The 22,633-nt window shown below is 39.3% G+C and carries 28 protein-coding genes; 18 read left to right on the plus strand and 10 right to left on the minus strand.

Annotation, left to right across the window (positions count from 1 at the left end; genetic code table 11):
• Positions 1–89 precede the first annotated feature (89 nt).
• The 7 genes from ACKWCF_RS04135 (at position 90) to ACKWCF_RS04165 (ending at position 6,443) form a co-directional block, all read left to right on the plus strand.
• Complete coding sequence (locus tag ACKWCF_RS04135; RefSeq protein WP_409479435.1) at positions 90–1,880, plus strand: 30S ribosomal protein S1; 1,791 nt, start codon at positions 90–92, stop codon at positions 1,878–1,880.
• Between the two features lie 206 nt (positions 1,881–2,086).
• Entirely contained in the window at positions 2,087–3,091 is a 1,005-nt protein-coding gene (sppA, locus tag ACKWCF_RS04140) for a signal peptide peptidase SppA (RefSeq protein ID WP_409479436.1), read from the plus strand.
• A gap of 7 nt (positions 3,092–3,098) precedes the next feature.
• Positions 3,099–3,653 carry an HIT family protein gene (locus ACKWCF_RS04145; protein ID WP_409479437.1) on the plus strand — a complete coding sequence of 185 codons (555 nt, stop codon included), beginning with the start codon at positions 3,099–3,101 and terminating at the stop codon, positions 3,651–3,653.
• Between the two features lie 12 nt (positions 3,654–3,665).
• Entirely contained in the window at positions 3,666–4,409 is a 744-nt protein-coding gene (locus ACKWCF_RS04150; RefSeq protein ID WP_409479438.1) for a rhomboid family intramembrane serine protease, read from the plus strand.
• A gap of 66 nt (positions 4,410–4,475) precedes the next feature.
• Positions 4,476–4,652, plus strand: coding sequence for a hypothetical protein (locus ACKWCF_RS04155; RefSeq protein WP_409479439.1), 177 nt, complete (start codon positions 4,476–4,478; stop codon positions 4,650–4,652).
• Positions 4,653–4,705: 53 nt separating this feature from the next.
• Positions 4,706–5,314, plus strand: coding sequence for a glutathione S-transferase family protein (locus ACKWCF_RS04160; RefSeq protein ID WP_409479440.1), 609 nt, complete (start codon positions 4,706–4,708; stop codon positions 5,312–5,314).
• Between the two features lie 4 nt (positions 5,315–5,318).
• Complete coding sequence (locus ACKWCF_RS04165) at positions 5,319–6,443, plus strand: DNA alkylation repair protein (protein WP_409479441.1); 1,125 nt, start codon at positions 5,319–5,321, stop codon at positions 6,441–6,443.
• Here ACKWCF_RS04165 and ACKWCF_RS04170 read toward each other — a convergent pair.
• Positions 6,438–7,373, minus strand: coding sequence for a L,D-transpeptidase family protein (locus ACKWCF_RS04170; protein ID WP_409479442.1), 936 nt, complete (start codon positions 7,371–7,373; stop codon positions 6,438–6,440). The genes ACKWCF_RS04165 and ACKWCF_RS04170 overlap by 6 nt on opposite strands.
• Before the next feature lie 139 nt (positions 7,374–7,512).
• Here ACKWCF_RS04170 and fliL point away from each other — a divergent pair, with 139 nt between their 5' ends.
• Positions 7,513–7,989, plus strand: a complete 477-nt coding sequence (gene fliL / locus ACKWCF_RS04175; RefSeq protein ID WP_409479443.1) for a flagellar basal body-associated protein FliL — start codon at positions 7,513–7,515, stop codon at positions 7,987–7,989.
• Positions 7,990–8,000: 11 nt separating this feature from the next.
• Here the strand turns inward: fliL and ACKWCF_RS04180 are convergent, their stop codons facing one another.
• From ACKWCF_RS04180 to ACKWCF_RS04190, 3 genes are all read right to left on the minus strand, one after another.
• On the minus strand, positions 8,001–8,615 hold the full coding sequence (locus ACKWCF_RS04180) for a hypothetical protein (RefSeq protein WP_409479444.1): 615 nt from the start codon (positions 8,613–8,615) through the stop codon (positions 8,001–8,003).
• On the minus strand, positions 8,612–9,160 hold the full coding sequence (locus ACKWCF_RS04185) for a cell wall hydrolase (RefSeq protein WP_409479445.1): 549 nt from the start codon (positions 9,158–9,160) through the stop codon (positions 8,612–8,614). The genes ACKWCF_RS04180 and ACKWCF_RS04185 overlap by 4 nt, the downstream gene beginning before the upstream one ends.
• A 161-nt stretch (positions 9,161–9,321) precedes the next feature.
• Positions 9,322–10,068: a hypothetical protein gene (locus ACKWCF_RS04190; RefSeq protein WP_409479446.1), complete on the minus strand. Its 747-nt coding sequence runs from the start codon at positions 10,066–10,068 to the stop codon at positions 9,322–9,324.
• Positions 10,069–10,170: 102 nt separating this feature from the next.
• Between ACKWCF_RS04190 and ACKWCF_RS04195 the strand changes: the two genes are divergently transcribed.
• From ACKWCF_RS04195 to ACKWCF_RS04205, 3 genes are read left to right on the plus strand one after another with little or no spacing between them, the layout of a single operon-like run.
• Positions 10,171–11,067 carry a LysR family transcriptional regulator gene (locus ACKWCF_RS04195; RefSeq protein ID WP_409479447.1) on the plus strand — a complete coding sequence of 299 codons (897 nt, stop codon included), beginning with the start codon at positions 10,171–10,173 and terminating at the stop codon, positions 11,065–11,067.
• On the plus strand, positions 11,067–11,489 hold the full coding sequence (locus ACKWCF_RS04200) for an MAPEG family protein (protein WP_409479448.1): 423 nt from the start codon (positions 11,067–11,069) through the stop codon (positions 11,487–11,489). Before ACKWCF_RS04195 ends, ACKWCF_RS04200 begins: the two co-directional genes overlap by 1 nt.
• A 3-nt stretch (positions 11,490–11,492) precedes the next feature.
• Entirely contained in the window at positions 11,493–12,242 is a 750-nt protein-coding gene (locus ACKWCF_RS04205; protein ID WP_409479449.1) for a hypothetical protein, read from the plus strand.
• 23 nt (positions 12,243–12,265) lie between these two features.
• Here ACKWCF_RS04205 and ACKWCF_RS04210 read toward each other — a convergent pair whose 3' ends face one another.
• Genes ACKWCF_RS04210 through nrdR form a run of 6 tightly spaced genes read right to left on the minus strand, consistent with a single transcriptional unit; the run spans position 12,266 to position 15,317 of the window.
• Complete coding sequence (locus ACKWCF_RS04210) at positions 12,266–12,610, minus strand: DUF3703 domain-containing protein (RefSeq protein WP_409479450.1); 345 nt, start codon at positions 12,608–12,610, stop codon at positions 12,266–12,268.
• A complete protein-coding gene (locus ACKWCF_RS04215; RefSeq protein ID WP_409479451.1) occupies positions 12,610–13,455 on the minus strand; it encodes a pyruvate, water dikinase regulatory protein in 846 nt (281 codons plus the stop codon). Before ACKWCF_RS04215 ends, ACKWCF_RS04210 begins: the two co-directional genes overlap by 1 nt.
• Complete coding sequence (locus ACKWCF_RS04220) at positions 13,439–13,939, minus strand: hypothetical protein (protein WP_409479452.1); 501 nt, start codon at positions 13,937–13,939, stop codon at positions 13,439–13,441. The genes ACKWCF_RS04215 and ACKWCF_RS04220 overlap by 17 nt, the downstream gene beginning before the upstream one ends.
• Before the next feature lie 23 nt (positions 13,940–13,962).
• The gene (locus tag ACKWCF_RS04225) at positions 13,963–14,379 is read right to left on the minus strand and encodes a hypothetical protein (protein ID WP_409479453.1); all 417 of its coding nucleotides are present in this window, start codon (positions 14,377–14,379) and stop codon (positions 13,963–13,965) included.
• Positions 14,366–14,704 (minus strand): transcription antitermination factor NusB, encoded by a 339-nt coding sequence (nusB, locus tag ACKWCF_RS04230; RefSeq protein WP_409479454.1) that lies wholly within the window; start codon positions 14,702–14,704, stop codon positions 14,366–14,368. The genes ACKWCF_RS04225 and nusB overlap by 14 nt, the downstream gene beginning before the upstream one ends.
• A gap of 13 nt (positions 14,705–14,717) precedes the next feature.
• A complete protein-coding gene (gene nrdR, locus ACKWCF_RS04235) occupies positions 14,718–15,317 on the minus strand; it encodes a transcriptional regulator NrdR (protein WP_409479455.1) in 600 nt (199 codons plus the stop codon).
• 179 nt (positions 15,318–15,496) lie between these two features.
• Between nrdR and ACKWCF_RS04240 the strand changes: the two genes are divergently transcribed.
• From ACKWCF_RS04240 to udk, 7 genes are all read left to right on the plus strand, one after another.
• Positions 15,497–16,111, plus strand: a complete 615-nt coding sequence (locus tag ACKWCF_RS04240) for a hypothetical protein (RefSeq protein WP_409479456.1) — start codon at positions 15,497–15,499, stop codon at positions 16,109–16,111.
• Between the two features lie 27 nt (positions 16,112–16,138).
• Positions 16,139–17,332 carry an RsmB/NOP family class I SAM-dependent RNA methyltransferase gene (locus ACKWCF_RS04245; protein WP_409479457.1) on the plus strand — a complete coding sequence of 398 codons (1,194 nt, stop codon included), beginning with the start codon at positions 16,139–16,141 and terminating at the stop codon, positions 17,330–17,332.
• A 92-nt stretch (positions 17,333–17,424) separates the two neighbouring features.
• Complete coding sequence (mmsA, locus tag ACKWCF_RS04250) at positions 17,425–18,876, plus strand: CoA-acylating methylmalonate-semialdehyde dehydrogenase (protein WP_409479458.1); 1,452 nt, start codon at positions 17,425–17,427, stop codon at positions 18,874–18,876.
• A 14-nt stretch (positions 18,877–18,890) separates the two neighbouring features.
• Complete coding sequence (locus ACKWCF_RS04255; RefSeq protein ID WP_409479459.1) at positions 18,891–20,144, plus strand: GTP cyclohydrolase II; 1,254 nt, start codon at positions 18,891–18,893, stop codon at positions 20,142–20,144.
• Positions 20,137–21,336: a URC4/urg3 family protein gene (locus tag ACKWCF_RS04260; RefSeq protein ID WP_409479460.1), complete on the plus strand. Its 1,200-nt coding sequence runs from the start codon at positions 20,137–20,139 to the stop codon at positions 21,334–21,336. Before ACKWCF_RS04255 ends, ACKWCF_RS04260 begins: the two co-directional genes overlap by 8 nt.
• Positions 21,337–21,355: 19 nt before the next feature.
• Positions 21,356–21,988: a uracil phosphoribosyltransferase gene (gene upp, locus ACKWCF_RS04265; RefSeq protein WP_409479461.1), complete on the plus strand. Its 633-nt coding sequence runs from the start codon at positions 21,356–21,358 to the stop codon at positions 21,986–21,988.
• Positions 21,957–22,598: a uridine kinase gene (gene udk / locus ACKWCF_RS04270; protein WP_409479462.1), complete on the plus strand. Its 642-nt coding sequence runs from the start codon at positions 21,957–21,959 to the stop codon at positions 22,596–22,598. The genes upp and udk overlap by 32 nt, the downstream gene beginning before the upstream one ends.
• Positions 22,599–22,633: the final 35 nt, after the last annotated feature.

Genomic DNA, 22,633 nt, shown 5'->3' on the forward strand with positions numbered 1-22,633 from the left:
TTGACCAGCTAAATAAACTCCCGTAGAACGACTCTTCAACCTTAGAGTTCCAAGAGGACTCTTTGCGTGAAAAGGAAAAAAAAGAAAACATGAACAAAACGTTAAGCAAAAGCCAAAAAGAGAAACTATCAGTATTAGCGATGCTAGATGCTGAAGACTCAAAAATTCCAGCGAACCCAGGTATTCACTCTGGTGCAAATAAAGCTGGGGAGTTCGAAAAACTTTTCGAAGCTTCGACTAAAGAACAAGACTTCAAAGTAGGTGACGTAGTTACCGGTACTGTTGTTGAAGTTCAATCAGATTACGTATTAGTTGATATCAACTACAAATCTGAAGGCTTAATCCCAATCAATGAATTCCGTATCGTAGACGGTGTTCGCCAAGTTAAAGCTGGCGATAAAGTAGAAGTATTAATCGACCGTATCGAAAACGAAAACGGCATGATCGCATTATCTAAAGATAAAGCTGACATGTTACGTGCTTGGTCTGATATTTCTAAAGCTGCTGAAAACGAAGAAATTATCGAAGGTTTAGTAGTTGCCAAAGTTAAAGGCGGCTTATCTGTAGATATCGGCGTTAAAGCATTCTTACCTGGTTCACAAATCGATTTACGTCCAGTACGTAACATGGATGTTTACTTAGGCAAAAAATACAAATTCAAAGTTATCAAGTTCAACAAAAAACGCGGCAACATCGTATTATCTCGCCGTGCAATTCTTGAACAAGAGCGCGATTCATTAAAAGCTCAAACAGCTGATCAAATGAAAGAAGGTGCTACAGTAGTTGGTCTTGTTAAAAACATCACTGATTACGGTGCATTCATCGATTTAGGTGGTTTAGATGGTTTATTACATATCACTGATATGTCTTGGGGCCGTATTAAACACCCATCTGAGATGATTAATGTTGGCGATGAAATCAAAGTTAAAATCTTAAAATACGACACTGAAAAAGAACGCGTATCTTTAGGTATGAAACAATTAACTGATGATCCATGGGCTAACGTACACTCTCAATACGCAATCGGTTCTAAACACAAAGGTAAAGTAGTATCAGTAGCTGAGTACGGTGCGTTTGTTGAATTAGGCGAAGGCATTGAAGGTTTAATCCACGTTTCTGAAATGTCATGGACTAAACGTGTAAAACACGCCAACCAAATGGTTCAAGTTGACCAACAAGTTGACGTACAAGTTTTAGCTATCGACACTGAAAATCGTCGTATCTCTTTAGGTATGAAACAACTTCAAGCTAACCCTTGGTTAGAAATGAAAGAAACATACCCACCAGGAACAATCATTGAAGGTGAAGTTAAATCTATCACTGACTTCGGTGTGTTCGTTGGTATCGAAGAAGGTATCGATGGTTTAGTTCACATCTCTGATTTCTCTTGGACTAAACGTGTAAATCACCCTTCTGAAATGTTCGCTAAAGGTCAAAAAGTAAGAGCAGTTGTTCTTGGCGTTGACACTGAAAACGAAAGATTCTCTTTAGGTATCAAACAACTTGAAGGTGATCCTTGGTCACAAATCGAAACTAAATACGGTATTGGTACACAACACGACGTGAAAGTGACTAAAACTGTAGATTTCGGTGCTTTCGTTGAATTAGATACTGATATCGAAGGTTTAATCCACATTTCTGAATTAACAACTGAAAAAGTTAACTCTGTTGAAGACGTTGTTAAACCAGGTACTGTGATCAAAGCTGAAGTTATCACGATCGATAAAGATGCACGTAAAGTGGGTCTTTCTGCTAAACTTGTTAAACTTCGCGAACAAAAAGGCGACGTTGATGAGTACGTGAAAAAAGCGACAGCAACATCTAAAACTAGCTTAGGTGATGTTTTCGGTGAGCAATTAAAAGGTCTTAAGAAAGACTAATTAATTAGACTTAAAGCGTAAAAACAATTTATAGCTTAAAGGGAGCAAGAAATTGCTCCCTTTTTTTTTGGTTTTCATTAGAATTTAAGAGGTACTTTTTCTTTACGAAGCTACCATCCTGGCAAAACTTCTGACGGCTTCCTGCCGTCAGACCAATTGGTTAGGGAGGAAGAACCGCTTCGTTTTTTCCATGGTTGGAGATTTTGATGAAAAACATGTCTTTTCGTAAGAAGTTTATTTTAGGTCTATTTATCTGTTTTGCGGTTTTTTTAGGTTACCGCGGTTATAAAGTGGCAACGACCACGTTTCCTGATTCTGAAGAAGAAAGTGCTTTAAGCTTAGGTAAAAATGAAATTCTTCATTTAGAGATCAATGGTGTGATCATGAATGGTAAAAAGTTTTTACAAAACTTAAAACGCTATTCGGAAGAAGACGCTGTGAAAGCCATCGTGATTGAAATCAATTCTCCGGGTGGAGCAGTTGGTCCTTCGCAAGAAATCTATTTAGAAATTAAACGCGCCAAAGCTGAAACGAAAAAGCCAATCGTGTGTGTATCAACTGGTTTGATCGCCTCTGGCGGATATTACTCAGCGATGGGTTGTGATCACTTGATGGTGGCTCCAGGTACGATGATCGGTTCAATCGGTGTTATCATGGAGTTTGCTAACTTAGAAGATTTATACTCTTGGGCTAAAGTTAAACGTTACACGATCACATCGGGTAAGTTTAAAGATTCTGGTAGCGAATACCGTGCTATGCGTGATGATGAACGCAAATTATTCCAAGACATGATCAACGAAGTTTACGATCAATTCCGTAACACGGTCGCAGAAGCTCGTAATCTTCCGGTTGATTTCGTATCTCAATATGCTGATGGCCGTGTGATGACGGGTGCTAAAGCAGTTGAATTAAAATTCGCTGATTCGACAGGAACATTTGAAGACGCTGTTCGTTTAGCTGCTAAACAAGCCAACCTAAAAGAAGATGACTACCATGTGCTTCGTCCGCGTAGACAGCGCCCTTCGTTTTTCTCATTCTTTATGGATAACGACGAAGAAGATGATTTAAATTCTTTAAGCGATATCGGTGATGTTAAGGCCTTAATGAAAGGCGAACTTTCGGGTAAGTCAGTTGACCAAGTGATCAAAACTTTATTCAAAATGAAAACGCTTAATCAGCCCATGATGATTATGCCAGGGTACTGGGAGTAGTTCGTCAGTGGCTTCTAAAAAAGAAAATAAGTTAGCGTACGTGAAAATGGATAAAGAAGTGTGGCCGATCGAGCGCGATATTTTTTATCGCCCGGGCCGCATGAAATATGTTCGTAAAATTATTAAACCAAGTGGTTGTGTTTTCTGTGTTTCGGCAACGAAAAAAGAAAGCATTCAAACTCTGTGTGTTTATAAAACGCAATATACACAAGTGGTTGTAAATAAATTTCCGTACAATAATGGCCACGTTTTGGTTTTACCGCTTCGCCACACAGGTGATTTATTAACTCTAACTGAAGCTGAATACACAGATCTTCACAGTGTGCTTCGTTTATCGATTCAGGCTGTAAAAGAAATCTATAATCCCAACGGTTTAAATATCGGTATGAATCATGGGGCGACAAGTGGTGCGGGTATTCCAGATCACTTGCACTATCACATCGTGCCTCGTTGGCATGGTGATCTTAATTTCTTTCCGTTAATTGCCGAAACGAAGTTAGTGATCGAAAATCCGAAACAAACTTACGCTAAACTTAAAAAATATTTTCAGAAAAACGGATAGGGCGGAATTGTAATGTCATCTTTCTCTATGGCTCCAGTGACTTCGGTCGTAAAAAAATTATTAATCATTAATGTGGTAATCTGGGTTGTGGTTCAGATTATTTTAGACCGCGCGTTTGGATTTCACCAATGGCGTTATTTAATTTTAACTCCTGAGTTAGTGATTGAAAAATTTTATGTGTGGCAGCTTTTCACGTATCAATTTTTTCACGCGATTTCTCCGTTTCACTTATTGTTTAACATGTTGATGCTTTACTTCTTCGGCTCTGAATTAGAGCGCCGTTGGGGATCTAAGTTTTTTAGCTTCTATTACTTAATGTCTGGCGCAGGCGCGGCGATCATCTACTGTATCGGTGTGGGTATCTATGCCGCAGTCACTGGTTTTAGGCCGGTACTCATGACTCCGGTTTTAGGGGCTTCAGGCGCGTTATTTGGTTTACTTTTAGCGTACGGGATTATCTTTGCTGACCGTGAAATCTACTTTATGGGGTTCTTTCCGCTGAAGGCTAAGTACTTCGTGATGCTGGCCGGAGCGATGGATTTAATGTCTTTAATGGGAACAGGCTTTGCCGGTGGTGAAGTGGCTTATTTAGCCCATTTAGGAGGCATTGCCTCTGGATTTATTATTTTACGTGGCCATGTTCAATATAAGAACTATCAGGCCAAATCTAAGCTTAAGCGTAAGTCATCGAACTTACGTTTAGTGGTCGATAACGACAAAGCTGAAAAAGACAATAACCCTAAATACTGGAACTAAAAGGAGCCGTTTTCTTGACTGAATACGGGCTTTTAGCTTAAAACTGTAACTTCCTTCGGAGGACCTATGTCATTAAATAAAGCTTTAGAAGATTTAAAATTCGATAAAAGATTAACTGAGTTAAATTTACGTTTAGGTCGTATCACTAAAGAAGAAGTTGAAAAACAAATCAACTCTTTAGAAGATCTTGAATCACAAGTTGAAAAATTAGATTTAGAATCTGAAAAATCAGAAAACAACTAGTTCGTTCTAGTTTTTAAATTATGCTTCAGAACCAACCTATAGACATTTACTGCATGGCTAACCAAGACCGCAGTGATCGCGTTCGTTGGCTTATTGAAGAACTTGGTCTTGATTACCGTGATCACTATTTGAAAAGAAAAAATGGTGATCTAAATTCTCCACGCTACCTAGCACTTAACCCCACAGGCAGAGTTCCCACAATCGTAGATAACGGCAAAGTGATCTACGAATCAGGAGCTATTTGTCTTTATCTAGCTGATAAATATCGTCACAAAAAAGAATTAGCTCCGGCTTTTGAAGCGGACGAGCGTGCCGATTATTTACAGTGGATGGTGTGGTCGGTAGCAAGTCTTGAGTGTGTGATCGCTCGCATGTTTACTCATGTTAGCACGGAAGCAGAAAAAGCCGAGACTCACGCATTTGTGAAAAAACAATGTGAAATTTTTCAACGCGCACTAAATCCCATTTTAGAAAAACAAGAGTACATTTTAAAATCAGGATTTTCTGCAGCCGATATTATGTTAGCTGCGGTTATTCCAGGAGCTTGGGATTATTTGGTTGAACCAAACCCAGCCATCAAAGCTTACATGACTAGACTTATGCAAAGACCTGCGGCTGTGAAGACGCGCGTTTTTGAAGTTCCTGATATGTCAGGACACTAAATTTATGCCAGCCGTTCAAAAAAAAGATAATCCATCGGCGTTCAAACATTGGTTTAATAAAGAGTTAGTTCTTCGTTTGTCAGATAGCCTTAAAAAGGCGTATCCGGCCTTTAATGCAAAGAATTTTAATTTAGTGTCTTCTAAGTTAGCCCCGCTAGAAATGAAGCCTCGTGTGCTTTTAATTCGTGATGCAATGATGGCTGAACTTCCGAAAGATTATCTTAAAGCTCTACAGATTCTGGTTAAGTCAGCCCAACTCGGCAACTTAAAAGGGTTTGATCTTTGGCCATACACTGAATTTATTCAGGCGAACGGTTTAGATCATGTCGAAGAATCTTTAGAAGCTCTTTATGTCCTGACACAAAAATTTACCGCTGAATTTGCGGTTCGTCCGTTTTTAATTCATCACCCCAAAAAAACTTTCTCTACTTTGAAAAAGTGGACGTCAGATGACCGTGAGCACATCCGTCGCTGGGCCAGTGAGGGAACACGTCCGCGTCTTCCGTGGGGAGCCAAACTTAAAGCTTCCATCGTTGATCCAACACCAGGTTTAGAAATTTTAGAAAAAATTAAATTTGATGATTCACTGTATGTTCGTAAAAGTATCGCAAATCACTTAAATGATATCGCAAAAGATCATCCTGATCTGGTGATTGAAACACTTAAAGCATGGCAAAAAAAAGTAACCGCAAAAGATAAAGCCAAGCTTGATTGGATTACCAAACAAGCGCTACGTACTTTAATTAAACAAGGTTACCCAAAGGCACTTGATGTGATGGGCTTTGGTGGAAAAGCTGAAGTTAAACTTGGCGAATTAAAATTAAATAAGAAAAAGTTCACAGAAAAAGATATTCTGACTTTTGAATTAGAGATGATTTCCAAAAGTGCTAAAGCGCAAACGTTGGCAGTGGATTATATTATTCACTATCAAAAGGCGAATAATAAGCTTTCTCCAAAAGTGTTTAAGTTAAAAGTTTTAGAATTAAAACCCAAAGAAGCTTTTACGTTAAAGAAGAACCATTCATTAAAGCCAGTGACCACGCGTAAGCACTACGCGGGTCTTCATAAATTAGAAATTCAAGTGAATGGTAAGATCTTAGCCACGGTTGAATGGCATTTAAATTTATAGTTTAGACCATTCTTCGCGAAGAATTTGTAAATCATCGCCTTTTTCAATCAGATAAAGTGTTTTGATCCCTTTATCTTGATGCATGTCAGATGTGTAGTTTTGAACGAACTTAATGATGTACTGGTTTTGCGTGTGTAAAATGCTTGGTTTAGAAAAATCAATCGTGATTGTTTTATAGATGCCTTTAAGTTTTTCTTTGTGTTTTAACCAAGATTTTTTATTAAAGCTTGGGGCAGAGAAGTCATCTGAATAAAGTTTGATGTAATTATCAAGATCTTGCTGTTGCCAGTAGTCTTTCCACGTTTTGATCCACGTCATAACTTTGTTTTTCTTGGCTTCGTGGGTAGCGCTATCAACCCAAGAAGTTTTCGCATTAATGATTAGGTGACTTTTGTTTAAAGAAATTTGATTTGATAACTTTTGAATATTGTCATTGCGTAGAACCACACAACCTTTAGAACCGCGGTTTAGTGGAACTGTATCGGGCACTGAATGTAACCAAATACCGTCGCCAGTTTTATTTTCGAATTTATCAAATACGTTAGGGTAGTCAGTTGTAAACGCTAATGAACCATACTGTTCAAATGGAATTTCAGGCGGAGCCATCTTTTTTTGTAAAAGATAAATTCCTTCAGGTGTTTTTTTATCATTACGTTTAGTTTTATTGCCGTCTTTTTTGCCGATATCGATTTCAAATGAAACTGGAGTTGTTAAGTTTTCTTCTGATTCAAAGAAGTAAAGCTTACGTTCTGTTTTATCTGCAATCATGATTGAAGATTTAATTTCAGGGGCATCTGAAATTTGTAAGATCTCGTTCGGAAAACGAATTGCTGTGCCCGAACCTGTCTGGGCCATAGCAGTTACTTTCGCTTGTAAAATAAAAGCGAAAGTTAAAGTAGATAAAAATGGTGAAAGTCTATACAATTTCATTCTCGTTAAAATATCTTGTCCTAATATGAGACAACAGACAACTCGTTGGCCCCCATATTACGACTAAGGATAACAGATTTTTAACATTTTGCACACCTTTGGTCTTAAGACCTAAGTTTGGTGGTCCGATAACATCAGTATGAAACAAAAGCTGCAACTTATCTTGAACAGTCTATTGATCCTTTTAAATTTTTGCGGGTTAGGTACCGGTGCTTATTGGGTATATGCCTCAACACTTGGTTACGAATCACCTTACATTGTTGAAGAAACGTTAAGACAGCCAGCAAGCTTACCTGAGTTAGTTGAAAAGGGTATGAATGTTTACACGATGGATAAGTTTTTAGTGAACTTAGCAGGGCAGCCACAAAGACAAATCTTATTACAAGTTAATCTTGATATGTTGAATGCGCAGTCTTTCACAGAGATCATGGATTCTGATAAAACAGCGCGTGCCCGTGACAGTATTATTCGTTTATTAAATGATAAATCTTATTCTGACTTAGAGACGATTCAGGGAAAATTATTTTTAAAAGATAAGATCGTTGAAGAAGTTAACAAAGTCCTACGAGTAGGACTTGTTAAAGATGTGTATTTTACTGATTTCGTAGTTAGGTAATTCTTAAAAAATTATAAAGTGAATTTAACTGGCTTGTTGTTTTTGATTTCATAAACATCGCCGTTACCCATGTATGTTTCTACCTGGATACCCACTTTTTTCTTTTCTTTAAGCTTCGTCGCCTGTTCGCCTTGCGCTGGTAATACGTAAATCGGTACGCCAGTCTCTTTAGTTTGCGATTTGTCAGCTGCTGTTGCAGAAGCCACTGTGCTTGACGGAATCACCGAATTTTTAATGTCTTTAATTGACCATTCTGCTACTTTTACCAGAGTCCATTTTTTATCTCTTTGTAATAAAGCAATTACGTACTGATTTTTAAGATCTGATCCGAATAACACGATATCTTTTTTCTCGTTGCCATCAAGATCATCGATAAAAGCCATTGGCATTTGGTCTTTGCCAAGGTCATTAAACAATTCAAGAATTGATTTACTGTAATCTTTCTTGTTGAAAACAACGAATTCAGGATTCCATTGCGTTAAAGCTTTGAAAGCCGTTTCTGGTAACTGCACTTCTACATTATCATCTTGAAGTTTAATTTCTAAAGTATTCGTTGCTGATTTTACAATCGGGGCAGCTTGAACAATAGATGCGAATAAAAGAGAAAAACTAACTAATTTGATCATCGTGCAGCTCCTCCGCCTGAAGTATTTGATTTTTGTTGAGAACCACCGCGGTTAGCCCCTAAATATTTAGGACATTTTTCACCACGCGGAACTAAGAATACATGCTCACCGGCGCGACCACATGACGTTACACGGCGAGCCCAGCCTGGTGTTACTTTACGAGGATTGTAAAAATAAATTAAACCGTTAGGTCCTTCATTAATAGATAGGTCAACAGCTGCACGGCAGGCTTGAAGAGCAGATTTATCTTCTGGTTTGCTTGCGCTGATATTGTTTTTGTATTTGTCGGCGGTCCAGCTAAACTGCGCCGGTTGATAAACAACACCGCAAACTGTATCTGGAAATTCATCATTTTCTTTGCGCGATAAAACTGTTTTTGCAACGGCAATTTTACCTTCCATCGGTTCGCCACGAGTTTCATGGTAGCAGTTGCACACCATACAGTTAAAAGTAGATTGGTTGCGGTTGCACGTCACAGTGTCAGGGGCAGCGTATGTCGCCTGATATCCAATCCAAAGGGTAAAACAAATAAAAAGTTTCTTCATTCTCTTTGCCATTTCTGTTGATGTTGTAATCGTCTTCTGACACACAAATCGGTGTATGTTAAGAATCAGATAAGGGGGCTTAGGTCGTGATTTCTACAGGGAACGCGCAGTGTAGGCAGAATGTGCTCCAGGATTTTCTGCGCGTTTGGACTTTGATCTAATTAGCCATTTCTTTTTTGGTACATTTTAATACCAACGTACGCAAGAACCACTAATAAAAGTAATCCTCCGCCAAGAACCATTTCGTTTTGTAATAAACCTTTTTTCTCTTCGCCAGCGCCGCCTTCATCGTCAGCCGCTAATAAATCACCCGGCATAGCTTGGCCAATACCAGCACCTAAAACTTCGCCAGAACCACGGATTGGGCCAAGATCAGGACGAGATAATAAATCTTTTGTAGCGATAACACGTAATGAACGTACTGTATCCATAAAGTGCGCTCTGTGTTTTGCGTAGTATTTGTTATGAACTGAGAAAGTAACAAGGATAGCGATTTGATCTTTGATTGTAGCTAAATAGCGAGTGAAGTAGTTTTGTACTTCAGAGTTGGCATGAAGACCGTCTAACCATTTTTGATCGTTGATCACTTCTTCACGTGGCGGCATTGTTACTGTAGATTGAGCAGTACCACCAGTGCGTAGATTTAACGTCATTGGTTTTGACATATGATCCATGTAAATCGGGAAGTTATCAGTTGGGCCTTTTTCTTTAGCTGTTAGAATGATAACGGCTTCTTTTGACTCTTGTGGGTCTTCAGCGCGGCATACCCATTCAGTTTGCTCTAATTTACATTTCCAAGTGTCTAACATCTCAAAAGAGATATAAGCATTTTTAAAAGTTCGAGCTTCAGACATAGAACCGATCAGTAAAAAAACTAACGGTAGGAGTCTAAAAGTATATGATCTCATGTTGCCTCGCTTGTTGTTTCGCATCTACAATTGTGATGTGAAAATATTGTAACCACTTTTTTGTTCTCTATCAAATTGGTTCGCTATCGAATGAGGTAATTTATGTTAAATCTTTCGCAACTCCAGACCTTTGTCATGGTCGTATCTGAAGGCAGCATGACTGCCGCCGCTGATAAACTATTTCTGACTCAGCCGGCAGTGAGCCAGCAGATGAAAAACTTAGAAGACGAATTAGGGGTTGAACTGGTTGTTCGTGGCAGCAAACAAATCAAAACCACAGCTCAGGGCGAAGTTTTATACGAACATGCTAAAAAAATCTTAAGCTTAGCGCAGCAAGCCGAAATTTCGATTAAATCAGTTGGCGCCCAACTGCGTGGCCAATTGCGTATCGGCACATTAAATTCAATCGGTCTTCACTTGATGAGTCCGGTCGTAAGCCGTTTATTAAAATTCAATCCAGATTTCAAAATCAAAGTTGATTACGCCAAAGGCGAAGACTTAATCACAGCCTATGAAAAAAATGAATTAGACGTGGTGGTTTTACCAGACGTGCAAACGAACTATGGCAAAACTTTAAAAGAAACAGCATCACATGTTCTTTTAAAAGAAGAAATGTGGTTAGTAGGTTCTGGTAAAGACGAATTTTACCCATCGACTGTAGCTATGAAAGATATTGCTAAAATTCCTTATGTGCATTTTTCGAATGAGTTTCCGCACTTTGATAAAATGTTGAATGAGAAATTAGGAACAGTGCCTGCTGTTTTTGAATCATCAAACGTAGGAACGTTAAAGCGTGTGATCGAAAATGGCTTAGGTATCGGATTTTTACCAGCGCATTCGGTGAAAAAACAAATTCGCGGTGGCCGTTTAAATAAAATTCAAACCACAGATTTTGAATACAAAACAGAATTCATTTATTACCGCCGTGAAAAAGGTCCTTCAGCAAAAACTGCTGAAATTCTTTTCCAAGCCATGACGGGTGATCAGGAAAGAAGCTAATGGATTTTAATAAAAATTTATTAATTTACCCAATGGCGTTTTACGCATTTTGGATGTTCGGTGTTGCGGTTCATTTATTTCGCACTCGTGTAAGAGCTTTAAAAAATCGTGAAGTTTCGATGAAGTATTTCAGAGCTTACACAGAAGCTCCACCTCCGGAATATTCAAAAGTTGCTGAACGCCATTACGAAAATCAGTTTGAAGTGCCAACCTTATTTTTCTCTACAGGTCTAATGCATTTTGCTTTAGGTGCTGCCAATAATCTAACCTTAGGATTAATGTGGTTATTCGTCGTTAGCCGTTTAGCGCATACTTATATTCATTTAGGAAGTAACAACGTCAGATTCAGAATGGTTTCATTCTTTATCGGCTGGTTTACGATCGTAGCGCTTTGGGCTCAGATGGTTTTCTTTGTAGTGTAATAAATGAAACGAGTATTAATCATCTTTGGTATTTTGATCGGATTGATTCTTATTCTATCATTTATCGGACTTACGACATTTTCATATCTAATGATAGATGAAATGGCTAATAATAAAACGAAATCAATAGTTAAAGAAAAAAATAGGCCAAATGTTCAAGCGACAATTAAGAATAATGTAGTGTCGCAGACATTGGTTGTATCATCGTCGCTTATCGTTGATGAACCGCAAAAAACTGACGAAATTTCTGAGGACGAGCCGCCTAGTATCGAGCAATTTCTTTCGATAAATGCCTTTCAGGAAGAAATACAAAATATAGAAATGCCGGAACTGTGTAGTATAATTTGTGAACCAAGCAGGTTTAAAAATACCATCGGAAAAAAAGAGCCAATTTACGATATTATAAATCATTACAACGAAGAAGGCGTGAGGGCTATGAGTGATCCTAAGTTTAGGATTGCCTACCATAGAGCTTCAATCGTTGGGAAAATCTTTACTCCCAAAATTTTGGAGCTGGTGAAAGAAATCGAAGAATTAGATAATGATAATAAGAAGAGTGAGACTGAGAAAATCTGGCTCGCCTCCAGAATAGTGCCTACTATAATACTCGAACTTCGTTTGATTGAGAAAAACTTTAAAAACGCTGAAAAAGAATTTAAGTATTTCAAAAAAATCGAGGAATTAGAAAAGTCCTGCGAAAAACGAAGTGCAGAACTTGTCGTAAATGAATGTCAGAAATTAAGTGTTAATTAGTCTTAAACTACGCTATTGATATTTTAATTCTGTAAAATTTGTTTCAGATCTTGCGGGATTTCTAAAGGTTGAAAAATCCCAATATTAGATAATCCCGTATTGCCTTTCGGCGCTCTTTTAAACCACGAACCAGGAGCAGCTAAAATCAGACGGGGAATTTGTCCTAAGATTTCAGTCATGTTGTGCGTTTTTAAACCTAAGCGCAGCATTAAAATATGCGTGAAGACATGCGGGCCTGCAAAGTACTGGCTTAAGATGTGCGCTCTGGCTAAATGCTTCCACGCTGATTCAAAATCGCGAGCGTTTTCGGCTAAGCGGGCTAAAGATAATTCTAAATTAAAATGTTCACGAAGTGTTGGTGACATCATTAAAATAACACTGAATCTGGTAAACCCATGCGGGCTGCGATCAAACGCACGATTTCACTGGCTGTTTCTTCTAATGCACGTTCAGTCACGTTAAAGACGGGCCAGCGTTTATTTTGTTTAAATAAAGTTTCAGCGTATTCGATTTCTTTTAAGATTTGTTGAGAAGAGGCGTAATCGCCACCCGTGTCTTGGCCAAATTTTTCTAAACGATTTTTTCTAATACGTTGTAGAGAATCAATATCGATAATTAACCCAACGATCTTGCGCTGATCAATTTCAAAAAGCTGTTTTGGAACTTCAGTGCCAAGAACCAGCGGGATATTGGCTACTTTCCAACCTTTGTGGCTTAAGAAAATCGACAGAGGCGTTTTACTTGTACGGCTAATACCCACTAACACGATATCAGCTTTATCAAGCTCATTGGTGATTTTACCATCATCATTACGAACTGTGTATTCGATGGCTTCGATACGTTTATAGTAGTGATCGTTCGTTTGGCGAAGCAGACCTGTTTGGCTGGCCGAAGCCACACCAAAAAAATCATCGAGCGTGTTAATGAGTGGGCCAAGTAAATCAATCGCAGGAATTGATTTTTCAATACAAACTTCGGCAATTTTTTTTCTAATCACAGGCGAAGCAAAAGTGTAAGCCACCATGCCGCGTTTTTCAAAACAGTCGTCAATTACACGCAAGATCTGTTCTTCAGTTCTTAAGTTCTTACTGCGTATGATATTGATTTCTTGTTCGGCGTATTGAACCAGGGCTGCGCGCACCATGGTGGCCGCGGTTTCACCGGTTCCGTCTGATAAAATAAAAATAGTGTGTACGTTAGGCGTAGTAGTCATGATTTGTTATGGCTTTTTTCAAGCTTTCGCAGCGTAATTGCAACCACGGTTCAGCTTGCTTAGTCATAAGCACAATATAACGATTTTCTTCAACACGGATCAATAAACAAACCATTTTCGCCGCATCGGGAAGATGATTAAAACCGATCTTACGTAAAAATAACGAAGCGCGTGTTTTTAAAATATTGAAATAAGGTGAAGCGGGAAGTCTAAAATGAATTTTTGGAAGTTTCTTTTCGATGTTTTGGCCATAGAAAAACATCTTTTGAATTTCGGAACCTTCGATTAATAAACCCATCTCAAAAAAAGCTGTTAAACGCGAGAAAAAGATTTCCCACTGTTTTTCACCGGCATTAAAAAGAATTTGTTCAAGCAATTGATGGTTAGGTTCAATTTGATATTTTGAATCTAAAGAAAAGTTAATCGCATCAAAGTGCTCTTCGTGGTCTAATAATTTTTCGATTTTTGAGATGAAGCTGGCCATGCATTCATCTTGTATGAATAAACTTAGTTTGTTGAGTGGGTGACTAGGTCACAATGCTCTAATCTGGCTTTAAGGCTAGCTGCCGGTTCAAATGGCGTAAAACATCTTAGGTTTTTAATCTGCAACTGTTCAACAATCTGCTCTAAATCTTGGCTTTTAAATTCTTTAAGGTCATGAATTAAGAATAACCAGTCAGCATCGAAGTGGTTTCTGCAGCCAACCAGTGTCCAGGGTTTTGTTTCAGTCTGTGGGCGCATAGGAAAACCGATATCGTGAACTAACTGTGATAACTCCATCGGAGCTTTAGTTTTGCTGTAGCGCTGGATTTCCGAAAGTAAAAATCCAGAATTGAAGTTTAGCTTTTGCCACCACGGGTTTTGCGGGTCTTCGACTAAGACCCACAACTTACAAGATGTCGCTGAAAGATTAACGTCTTTCATTTCTGATCACCTGATCAACGATACCGTTTACAAATGAAGCCGCCTCTTGCGTTCCGTATTGTTTTGCAATTTCAATCGCTTCATTCATGGCGATTTTTGGTTCGATTAATTCAGAAGTGAATAGGATTTCGCAAACAGCAATGCGGATGATATTGCGGTCAACAGAAGCCATGCGATCAACTTTCCAATGGCGAGAAGCTTCTTGGATTTTCGCATCGATTTTTTCTTTGTTGGCTTGCACGGCTCTTACGATATCATAAGTGTATTTAAGAACGGCTTCTTCAAAATTTTTATCGAAGACCGTAGCTAAATCAGAAAGAGACATCTGCGGGGCAAATTCAGTTTGGAATAGGATCTGGAGTGCGAGTTCTCTTGATTGTCTTCTCATCGTTAGCTTCTTTTGTAGTTTGATCTGTGTTGTTCACAGGTTTTAATTGCGGTTGTAATTGAGTCGTTAAACTTAGTTGCGGCCCACTTGAATCAATCATATCGATGAGTTCATCACCTTCAAGTTTTTCCACGAAATCCTGGACGTCTTTAAAGGTTTTATAAACACTGGCGAATCTAACGTAAGCTACGTCATCCAGTTGTTTTAACTCAGCCATAACTCGGCGACCGATCACGCGTGCAGAAATTTCACCTTCACCGCGAGTAATAACCCAAGAGGCAATTCTCTCTACAATGGCATCTAAAGCCGCTGTTGAAACTGGGCGTTTATTACAAGCGTAAGATAAACCACGTAATAATTTTTCTTTGCTGAAAGGTTCACGGCGTCCGTCTTTTTTGATCACAAACGGGTAACTTAAAACCACGGTCTCTAAAGTTGAGTATCTAGATTTACACGATAAACATTCGCGACGGCGGCGGATGCCTCCATCTTTCTGTACGCGTGTATCTAAAACTTTGTCTTCGGAATGTCCGCAAAAAGGGCATTTCATGGTAATAAGTCCTTACTGGTTTGTAACCTAGGTGACGGGGGGAATTGGGTCAATAAGGCTGAAGAACTAGACTCGATTTTTGCACGGCGTTAACGGGTAATTTGTGGTCAAATACTGGGCGCAATTTTATGCTCAAAGATATGAAATTGTTTAACATAATTCTTATTGGGTTTAGCATCGTGAGTTCAACAACTTTTGCAGCGGGCGCTCCCTTAGTAGGCAGAAAAGCCGCCGCGAAATATTTTCAGGCTAAGGGTGATTCGAGTTATGAAGCCGCAGAACCTCCGCGTTACCCATCTTCAATTGAATCGTTATCATCAGAAGATCATTACATGGCTTTAGGTATTTCAACTTACACTTCTTCTAAAGCTTACAAGTGGGGAACAAACAACGAACAGGATGTGGCTAAAACTGGCGTTGATATGACGTATCGTCTGACCCAAGACTATGAATTATTCGATGAAGTGATTCGTGTGAGCTATAACACGTACCGCCCGGCAGGACAAAAAGCTTCAAAAATGAGTTTTATGTACGGGATCACTTTTCCGGATGCGACCTCTAAATTTCCTCTGTATTTCGGTTTGGCTGCAGGGCCTGGAATTTTTTTCAATCAGTTAGACGGTGAATCAACGATTGCGCTGGATTATCAGATGTTTTTAGGTCTTCGCCTGTTTAATTTATTCGAGAGCACTGGTTTTTTTGTTGAAGGTGGTATAAAAAACCATCTGCATTTAACAAGCGATGGCCAGCTTAACGGAACTTACGTTTCAGCCGGCGCGATATTTACGTTCTAGCAGGAAGCTCCTGCAAAGGAGCTTCTCATGAGATTGCATTTTCATCTTTTAAAGAAAGTCGCTGAAGCTTTACACGATATTTTTGAAAACAAAAAATACGCGGATAAAGTGATCGAAAAATTATTCAAAGGGAACAAAAAATTAGGTTCCCGCGACCGTCGTTTTATTGCTGAAACAATTTATGAAATCGTTCGTTACCACAGATTCTATCAAACTGTGGCTGAATCAAAAGAGTCGTATAATTTATTATGCGCTCACCTAGTGAAAAACGGTTTAGACACTGAAGAATTTCAAGACGAATATCCGATTGATATCGACCTGATTAAAGCTAACCTTAAGAAAAAATATCCATTAGTGGTGACGGAGTCATTTCCTGATTGGATGAATGAAATGGGCGAAAAAGAATTCGGTGCTGATGAGTGGAAGCAAATCATGCACGCCTTAAATCGCCCGGCCGATGTGTACCTTCGTACAAACACTTTACGTATTGAGCGTGAAGCATTGATGAAAGAATTAGAAAAAGAAGAAATCATCACTGAAAAAGTAGACGGCTTGCCTGAGTGTTTACGTTTAATTGAACGTAAAAATGTTTTTACGACGCAATCGTTTAAAAATGGTTACTTCGAAGTTCAAGATGCCGCTTCGCAATTTATTGCGCCGTTATTAGATTTAAAACCAGGTCTTCGCGTGGTGGATGCTTGTGCGGGCGCTGGTGGTAAATCGCTGCATATGGCGTCGTTAATGAAGAACAAAGGTAAGATCATTGCGATGGATATTCACGAGTGGAAATTAGGCGAATTAAAAAAACGCGCCGCTCGTAATAAAGTAGATATCGTTGAAACTAAAGTGATCGAAGGCAGCAAAACGACGAAACGTTTGGAAGCTTCATTTGATCGGGTTTTGTTGGATGTGCCTTGTACGGGCTGGGGAGTTATCCGTCGTAATCCAGATACAAAATGGAAATTAAACCCAGATGAAATTGACCGTCTTTTAACATTACAGCGCGAGATCATCACAGACTATTCGAAGATGTGTAAAGTTGGTGGACTTATGGTTTATGCAACTTGCAGCATTTTAAATCAGGAAAACGAAAATCAAGTAAAATGGTTTTTAGCGTCTCCTGAGGGGCAAAAATGGAGCTTTAAAAAAGAAATTCGTTTATGGCCACATAAAGACAACTTCGATGGCTTCTACGCTGCTCTTTTAGAGAAGAAATCGTAAATTTGAGAAACGCGTTATCAGTCAGTAAATTCTTTGAATATTAGTGCAAATGTTCTAACCTTATCTTTTACTCAAAAAAAGGTAGGGTTAACTTGGTATCAGCTAATAATCTCATTGCCGGAAAATGGACTGTGGGTTCACAAGGTGAACGTTCAGTTGTTTCTCCTTACGACGGCAAACAAATCGGAACATATTCAGTTCCGTCATTAGAACAAATCAATACAGCGATTCAATCGGCTTCAGAAGCGCAAAAAGCGTGGGGCCGTTTACCGATCAAAGAGCGTAGCAAAGTTTTATTTAACTTTCGCAATATCTTACTTCGCGATATCGATAAAATTTCAAAAATCAAAGGTGCTGAGTGCGGTAAAGTTTTTGATGAAGCTAAAGCGGGCCTTATGAAAGGCGTTGAGGTTTTAGAATACGCTCTTTCAATTCAAAATTTAGATACGGGTGGAAAAACTGAAGTATCACGTGGTGTTTCTTGTGAATATCGTCGTGAAGCTTTAGGTGTGGTGGCTAACATCACGCCATTCAATTTCCCAGCGATGGTTCCGATGTGGACAATTCCTATTGCGATTGCTTTAGGTAACTCTTACGTTTGGAAACCTTCTGACAAAACGCCGTTAACTTCTTTCTTTATCGCTGAAGCGCTTAAAGAAGCAGGATTACCAGATGGCGTATTCACAGTTCTTCATGGTGGCCATGAAACAGTAAATGCGATCATTGATCACCCAGCGGTTAAAGCGATTGGTTTTGTAGGTAGCACTAAAATTGCAAAACTAGTTTACCAACGTGGAACTCAATTAGGAAAACGTGTTCTGGCTTTAGGTGGAGCGAAAAATCATATCGTTTTACTTCCGGATGCAAATCTTGAAATCAGCGGTGTAGGTATTTCTGATTCTTTCACAGGCTGTGCGGGTCAACGTTGTATGGCGGCTTCTGTGTTATTAGCTGTTGGTGATACGAATGGTCACATCGATCAAATCGTAAAACGCGCTTCTTCATTAGAGCTTGGCAAACAAATGGGTGCCATCATCACTAAAGAACAAGTTCAATTTTTAAATAATGCCATTGCTGCAGCTGAAAAAGCCGGTGCGAAAGTTATTCTTGATGGCCGTAAAGCCAAAGCGCCTCCGGGTATGGAAGGTGGCAACTGGATTGGCCCAACAATCTTAGATAACGTTCAGCCAAATTCTGAAGCTTCAAAAGTAGAATTATTCGGACCCGTGTTATCAATCATTCGTTGTAAAGATATTTCACAAGCCATGAGCATTGCGAACAGCAGTGAATATGGAAACGCGTGTTCAGTGTTTACTTCAAACGGCGGTTTAGCTGAGCGTGTAGCGCGTGAAGCTCATGCGGGTATGGTTGGAGTTAACGTGGGGGTTCCGGTTCCGCGTGAGCCGTTCTCTTTCGGTGGAACAATGGAATCAAAATTTGGTCACGGTGATATCACTGGCGAACAAAGTTTAAATTTTTGGTCGAATTATAAAAAAGTAACAGTTAAGTGGGAAATGCAAAGCGACTCTAACTGGATGTCGTAGGAAAGAAGCAGAGTATGGCAGAAACAAAAAAATCAAATCATATTATTTTAGCGTCGCACACGAATCTTAAATTCAAAGAAACACTTCCTGTAAACTGGGGTGCAAAAACAGCTACGGAGCGCGGACCTGTTGTAGCGTCGATGACGAACAATAAAACACGTAATGCGATCGGTGCTCACTCAGGTTCTTATACAGTGTATCGTGCACTTTCAATTGCCTCTGGAAAATTCTCTCCGGTGCATAAGCCAGATCTTCACAACACTGAAGCGCCAACGCCAATCGGGCCTTACCCGCAATGGTCAGATGCGACTAAAATCGTAACGCATGATCCATGGGGTTTAGATCCACAAATTCATTTTAAAGAATACTTTGATAAAGGTTACGATATTCGCCCGACAATCGCGATGACTCAGGCGCATTTACAATTACCTGAAGTTTACGAAGCGATTAAAGCTGGCCGCCTTAAACCAGACGGTAAAATCGTAAAAGAAAACGGTGATATTCGTGTAACTAAAGTGGCGTTAGAGCCAGTTTGGTATTTACCGGGTGTGGCTGAACGTTTGAATGTTACTGAAGGTGAATTACGTAAAATTTTATTCCAAGAAACTGGCGGTATGTATCCAGAATTTATCACTCGTCGTGATTTAAAAGTTTGGTTACCACCAATTGGTTCATCGACTGCTTACATCTTTGGTGATCCAAGAGATTTAGCAAAACCAGAAGTTGAATTAACTTGCCGTGTACATGATGAGTGTAACGGTTCAGACGTATTCGGTTCTGATATCTGCACATGCCGTCCATACTTAATGTACGGAATCGAAGATGCAGCTCGCACAGCTCAACGTGGTGGTGTGGGTATTATCGTGTACTACAGAAAAGAAGGCCGTGCTTTAGGTGAAGTGACGAAGTTCTTAGTGTACAACGCGCGTAAACGCCAAGAGGGCGGAGACACAGCAGCGACTTACTTTAAGCGTACTGAGTGCGTAGCGGGTACAGAAGATGCACGTTTCCAAGAATTTATGCCGGATGCACTTCACTTCTTTGGTATTAAAAAAATCCATAACTTACATTCAATGAGTAATATGAAATATGACTCTATCGTGAAAAGCGGTATCGAAGTTGTAAATCGTATTTCGATTCCGCCGGAATTAATTCCTGCGGATGCGCAAGTTGAAATCGAAGCTAAAAAAGCGGCTGGATACTTTTCAGCTGATGGTGCGAAAGACGTTGAAGGTCTTAAAAAAGTAAAAGGACGCGACATTGAGTAAGCAAGTAACGTTATCAAATAACGAAATTAATTATATTCTATCACCGCAAGCCATTCGTGATTCATCGAAAAAAGTTTTCGACATGACTGTGGCAGGCGATGGTTACTTTACATTTAACGCTGATAAAATGCAGCCCACTGTTAATTACGTGTTAGACGTGATCAGAAAGAACTATCCGGATTTAAAAATTCCGTTTCATTCGCGTTGGGGGCACTTTCGTGTTGGTGGTGTTGACCGTTCTAAGCAGTTTGAAACAACGACTGATAAATTAGAATTAGCACGTATTAAATTAGACCTAGTGATCACATCAGTACTACTTGATGCTGGCGCGGGTGCTACCTGGAAATATTTTGAAGAAAGTTCTGGCAAACACTTTAACCGCTCTGAAGGTTTAGGTGTGGCTTCACTTTACATGTTTAAATCAGGTGTGATGTCGTCTGATAAAAAATCATGGAAAGCTGATGCCGCTGGCCTTCAAGCCGTAACAGCCGCTGATTTAGAAAAACACTTTCAAGTCACAGCTGAAAATCCTTTAGTGGGTGTGCAAGGGCGTGTGCAGTTATTAAATAACTTAGGCCGTGCGTGCGGACGTAATCCTGTCTTTAAAAAAGGAAATCGCCCAGGTAATATCATCGATCATTTAATTGAAAAGCATGGAAACAAAATTCCGGCGACTGCGGTATTGCGTGCGGTGCTTGATGGTCTTGGCGAAATTTGGCCAGGTCGTATTTCAGCAGGGGATGTAAACCTTGGTGATGTCTGGCAGCACTCAAAATTAAATTTAGTTCCTATTCATAAACTTTCTCAATGGATGACGTATTCATTGTTAGAACCAATTATGGAAGCAGGTTTTGAAGTTGACGGTGTTGAAGGTTTAACAGGCCTTGCTGAATACCGTAACGGTGGTTTACTGATCGATTCAGGTTTATTAACTATGAAAGATCAAGCGAACATGGCTAAAGCGTGGACTCCGGATTCAGATTTAATTATCGAATGGAGATCGTTAACGGTTTATCTTTTAGATCAAATCGGCGCCGAGATTCAAAAATCATTAAATAAATCACCCCAAGATTTTCCTCTAGCTAAAATTCTAGAAGGCGGAACTTGGTGGGCCGGAAGATTTATCGCTCAAGAAAAACGTGCCGGTGGTAATCCACCATTAAACATCCAAAGTGATGGAACTGTATTTTAATTTACGAGGTTAAAAAGATATGAATAATAAAGTCGTTGTTTTAGATCATCCGCTTTTAGTGCACAAATTAGGTTATTTACGCGATAAAGAAACTGGTTCTGGTGAGTTTCGCGAATTAACAAAAGAAATCAGCCGTATCTTAGCTTTTGAGGTTATGCGTGATTGGACAGATATGAAAACTGTTGATATCGAAACGCCAATCACAAAAACACAAGTTAAACGCATTCACAATACACCAGTGGTTGTTTCAATCATGCGTGCCGGTAACGGAATGTTAGATGCGGTGTTATCAATGATTCCATTCGCCTCAGCCGGCTTTATCGGTATTTACCGTGACCGTTTTGTGAATAACACGGTTGAGTATTATTTTAAAATGCCTCAAGACATTAAAGGTAAATTAGCGATTCTTTGTGATCCTTTAGTAGCCACAGCAGATACAATGATCGCAGCGATTGAGCGTTTAAAAAGTTACGAAGTTGATAAAATTCGTATCTTATCAATCTTAATCAGCGAAGTGGCGATTCAAAGAATTCATTCTCTTCATCCAGATGTAGAGATCATGACTTTAAATATTGAAAAAGAAGTTAATGAACATGGTTATCTAGTTCCTGGTTTAGGAGATGCTGGTGACAGACTTTTCCAAACGAAATAAGTCTTTAATTATTGGCGTAGCTGGCGGAAGTGGTTCGGGAAAAACCTATTTCGCCAAAGATTTGCAATTAAAACTTGGCCATCACCAGGCTGAGATTGTTTATCAGGATAATTTCTATATCGATCAGTCGCACAAGTTTGATAAAGACGGTGGTGCGGTGAACTTTGATCATCCTGACAGTATTGATTTTCCTTTATTAAGTGAATGTCTGCTTAAACTTAAATCGGGCGAAGACACTGATATTCCAATCTACGATTTTAAAACGCACACACGCGCGAAAGAAAAATTAAATATCAAAGCAAAACCCATCATCGTGGTTGATGGTATTTTGATTTTTCACCCGCAAGCGGTGCGCGATGTTTTTGATTACTTGGTGTTCTTTGATACATCTGAAGATTTACGTTTTGAACGCCGTCTTCAGCGTGATGTAAAAGAGCGTGGCCGTACTCCGGAAGGTGTGCGTGCACAGTTTCAAAACCAAGTTAAGCCGATGCATGATTTATTCGTAGAACCATCAAAACATCACGCGCATATGATTGTCAGCGATGATGCTTGTTACGAAGATATTCTGGTGAATTGCTGTGACAGCATTCAAAAGAAATTGGGATAAAAATTTTTTAGCAAAAATGAAGTTAAAAATAAAAA

It is taken from the genome of Pseudobdellovibrio sp. HCB154 (assembly GCF_046267985.1).
Lineage (GTDB): Bacteria > Bdellovibrionota > Bdellovibrionia > Bdellovibrionales > Bdellovibrionaceae > Pseudobdellovibrio.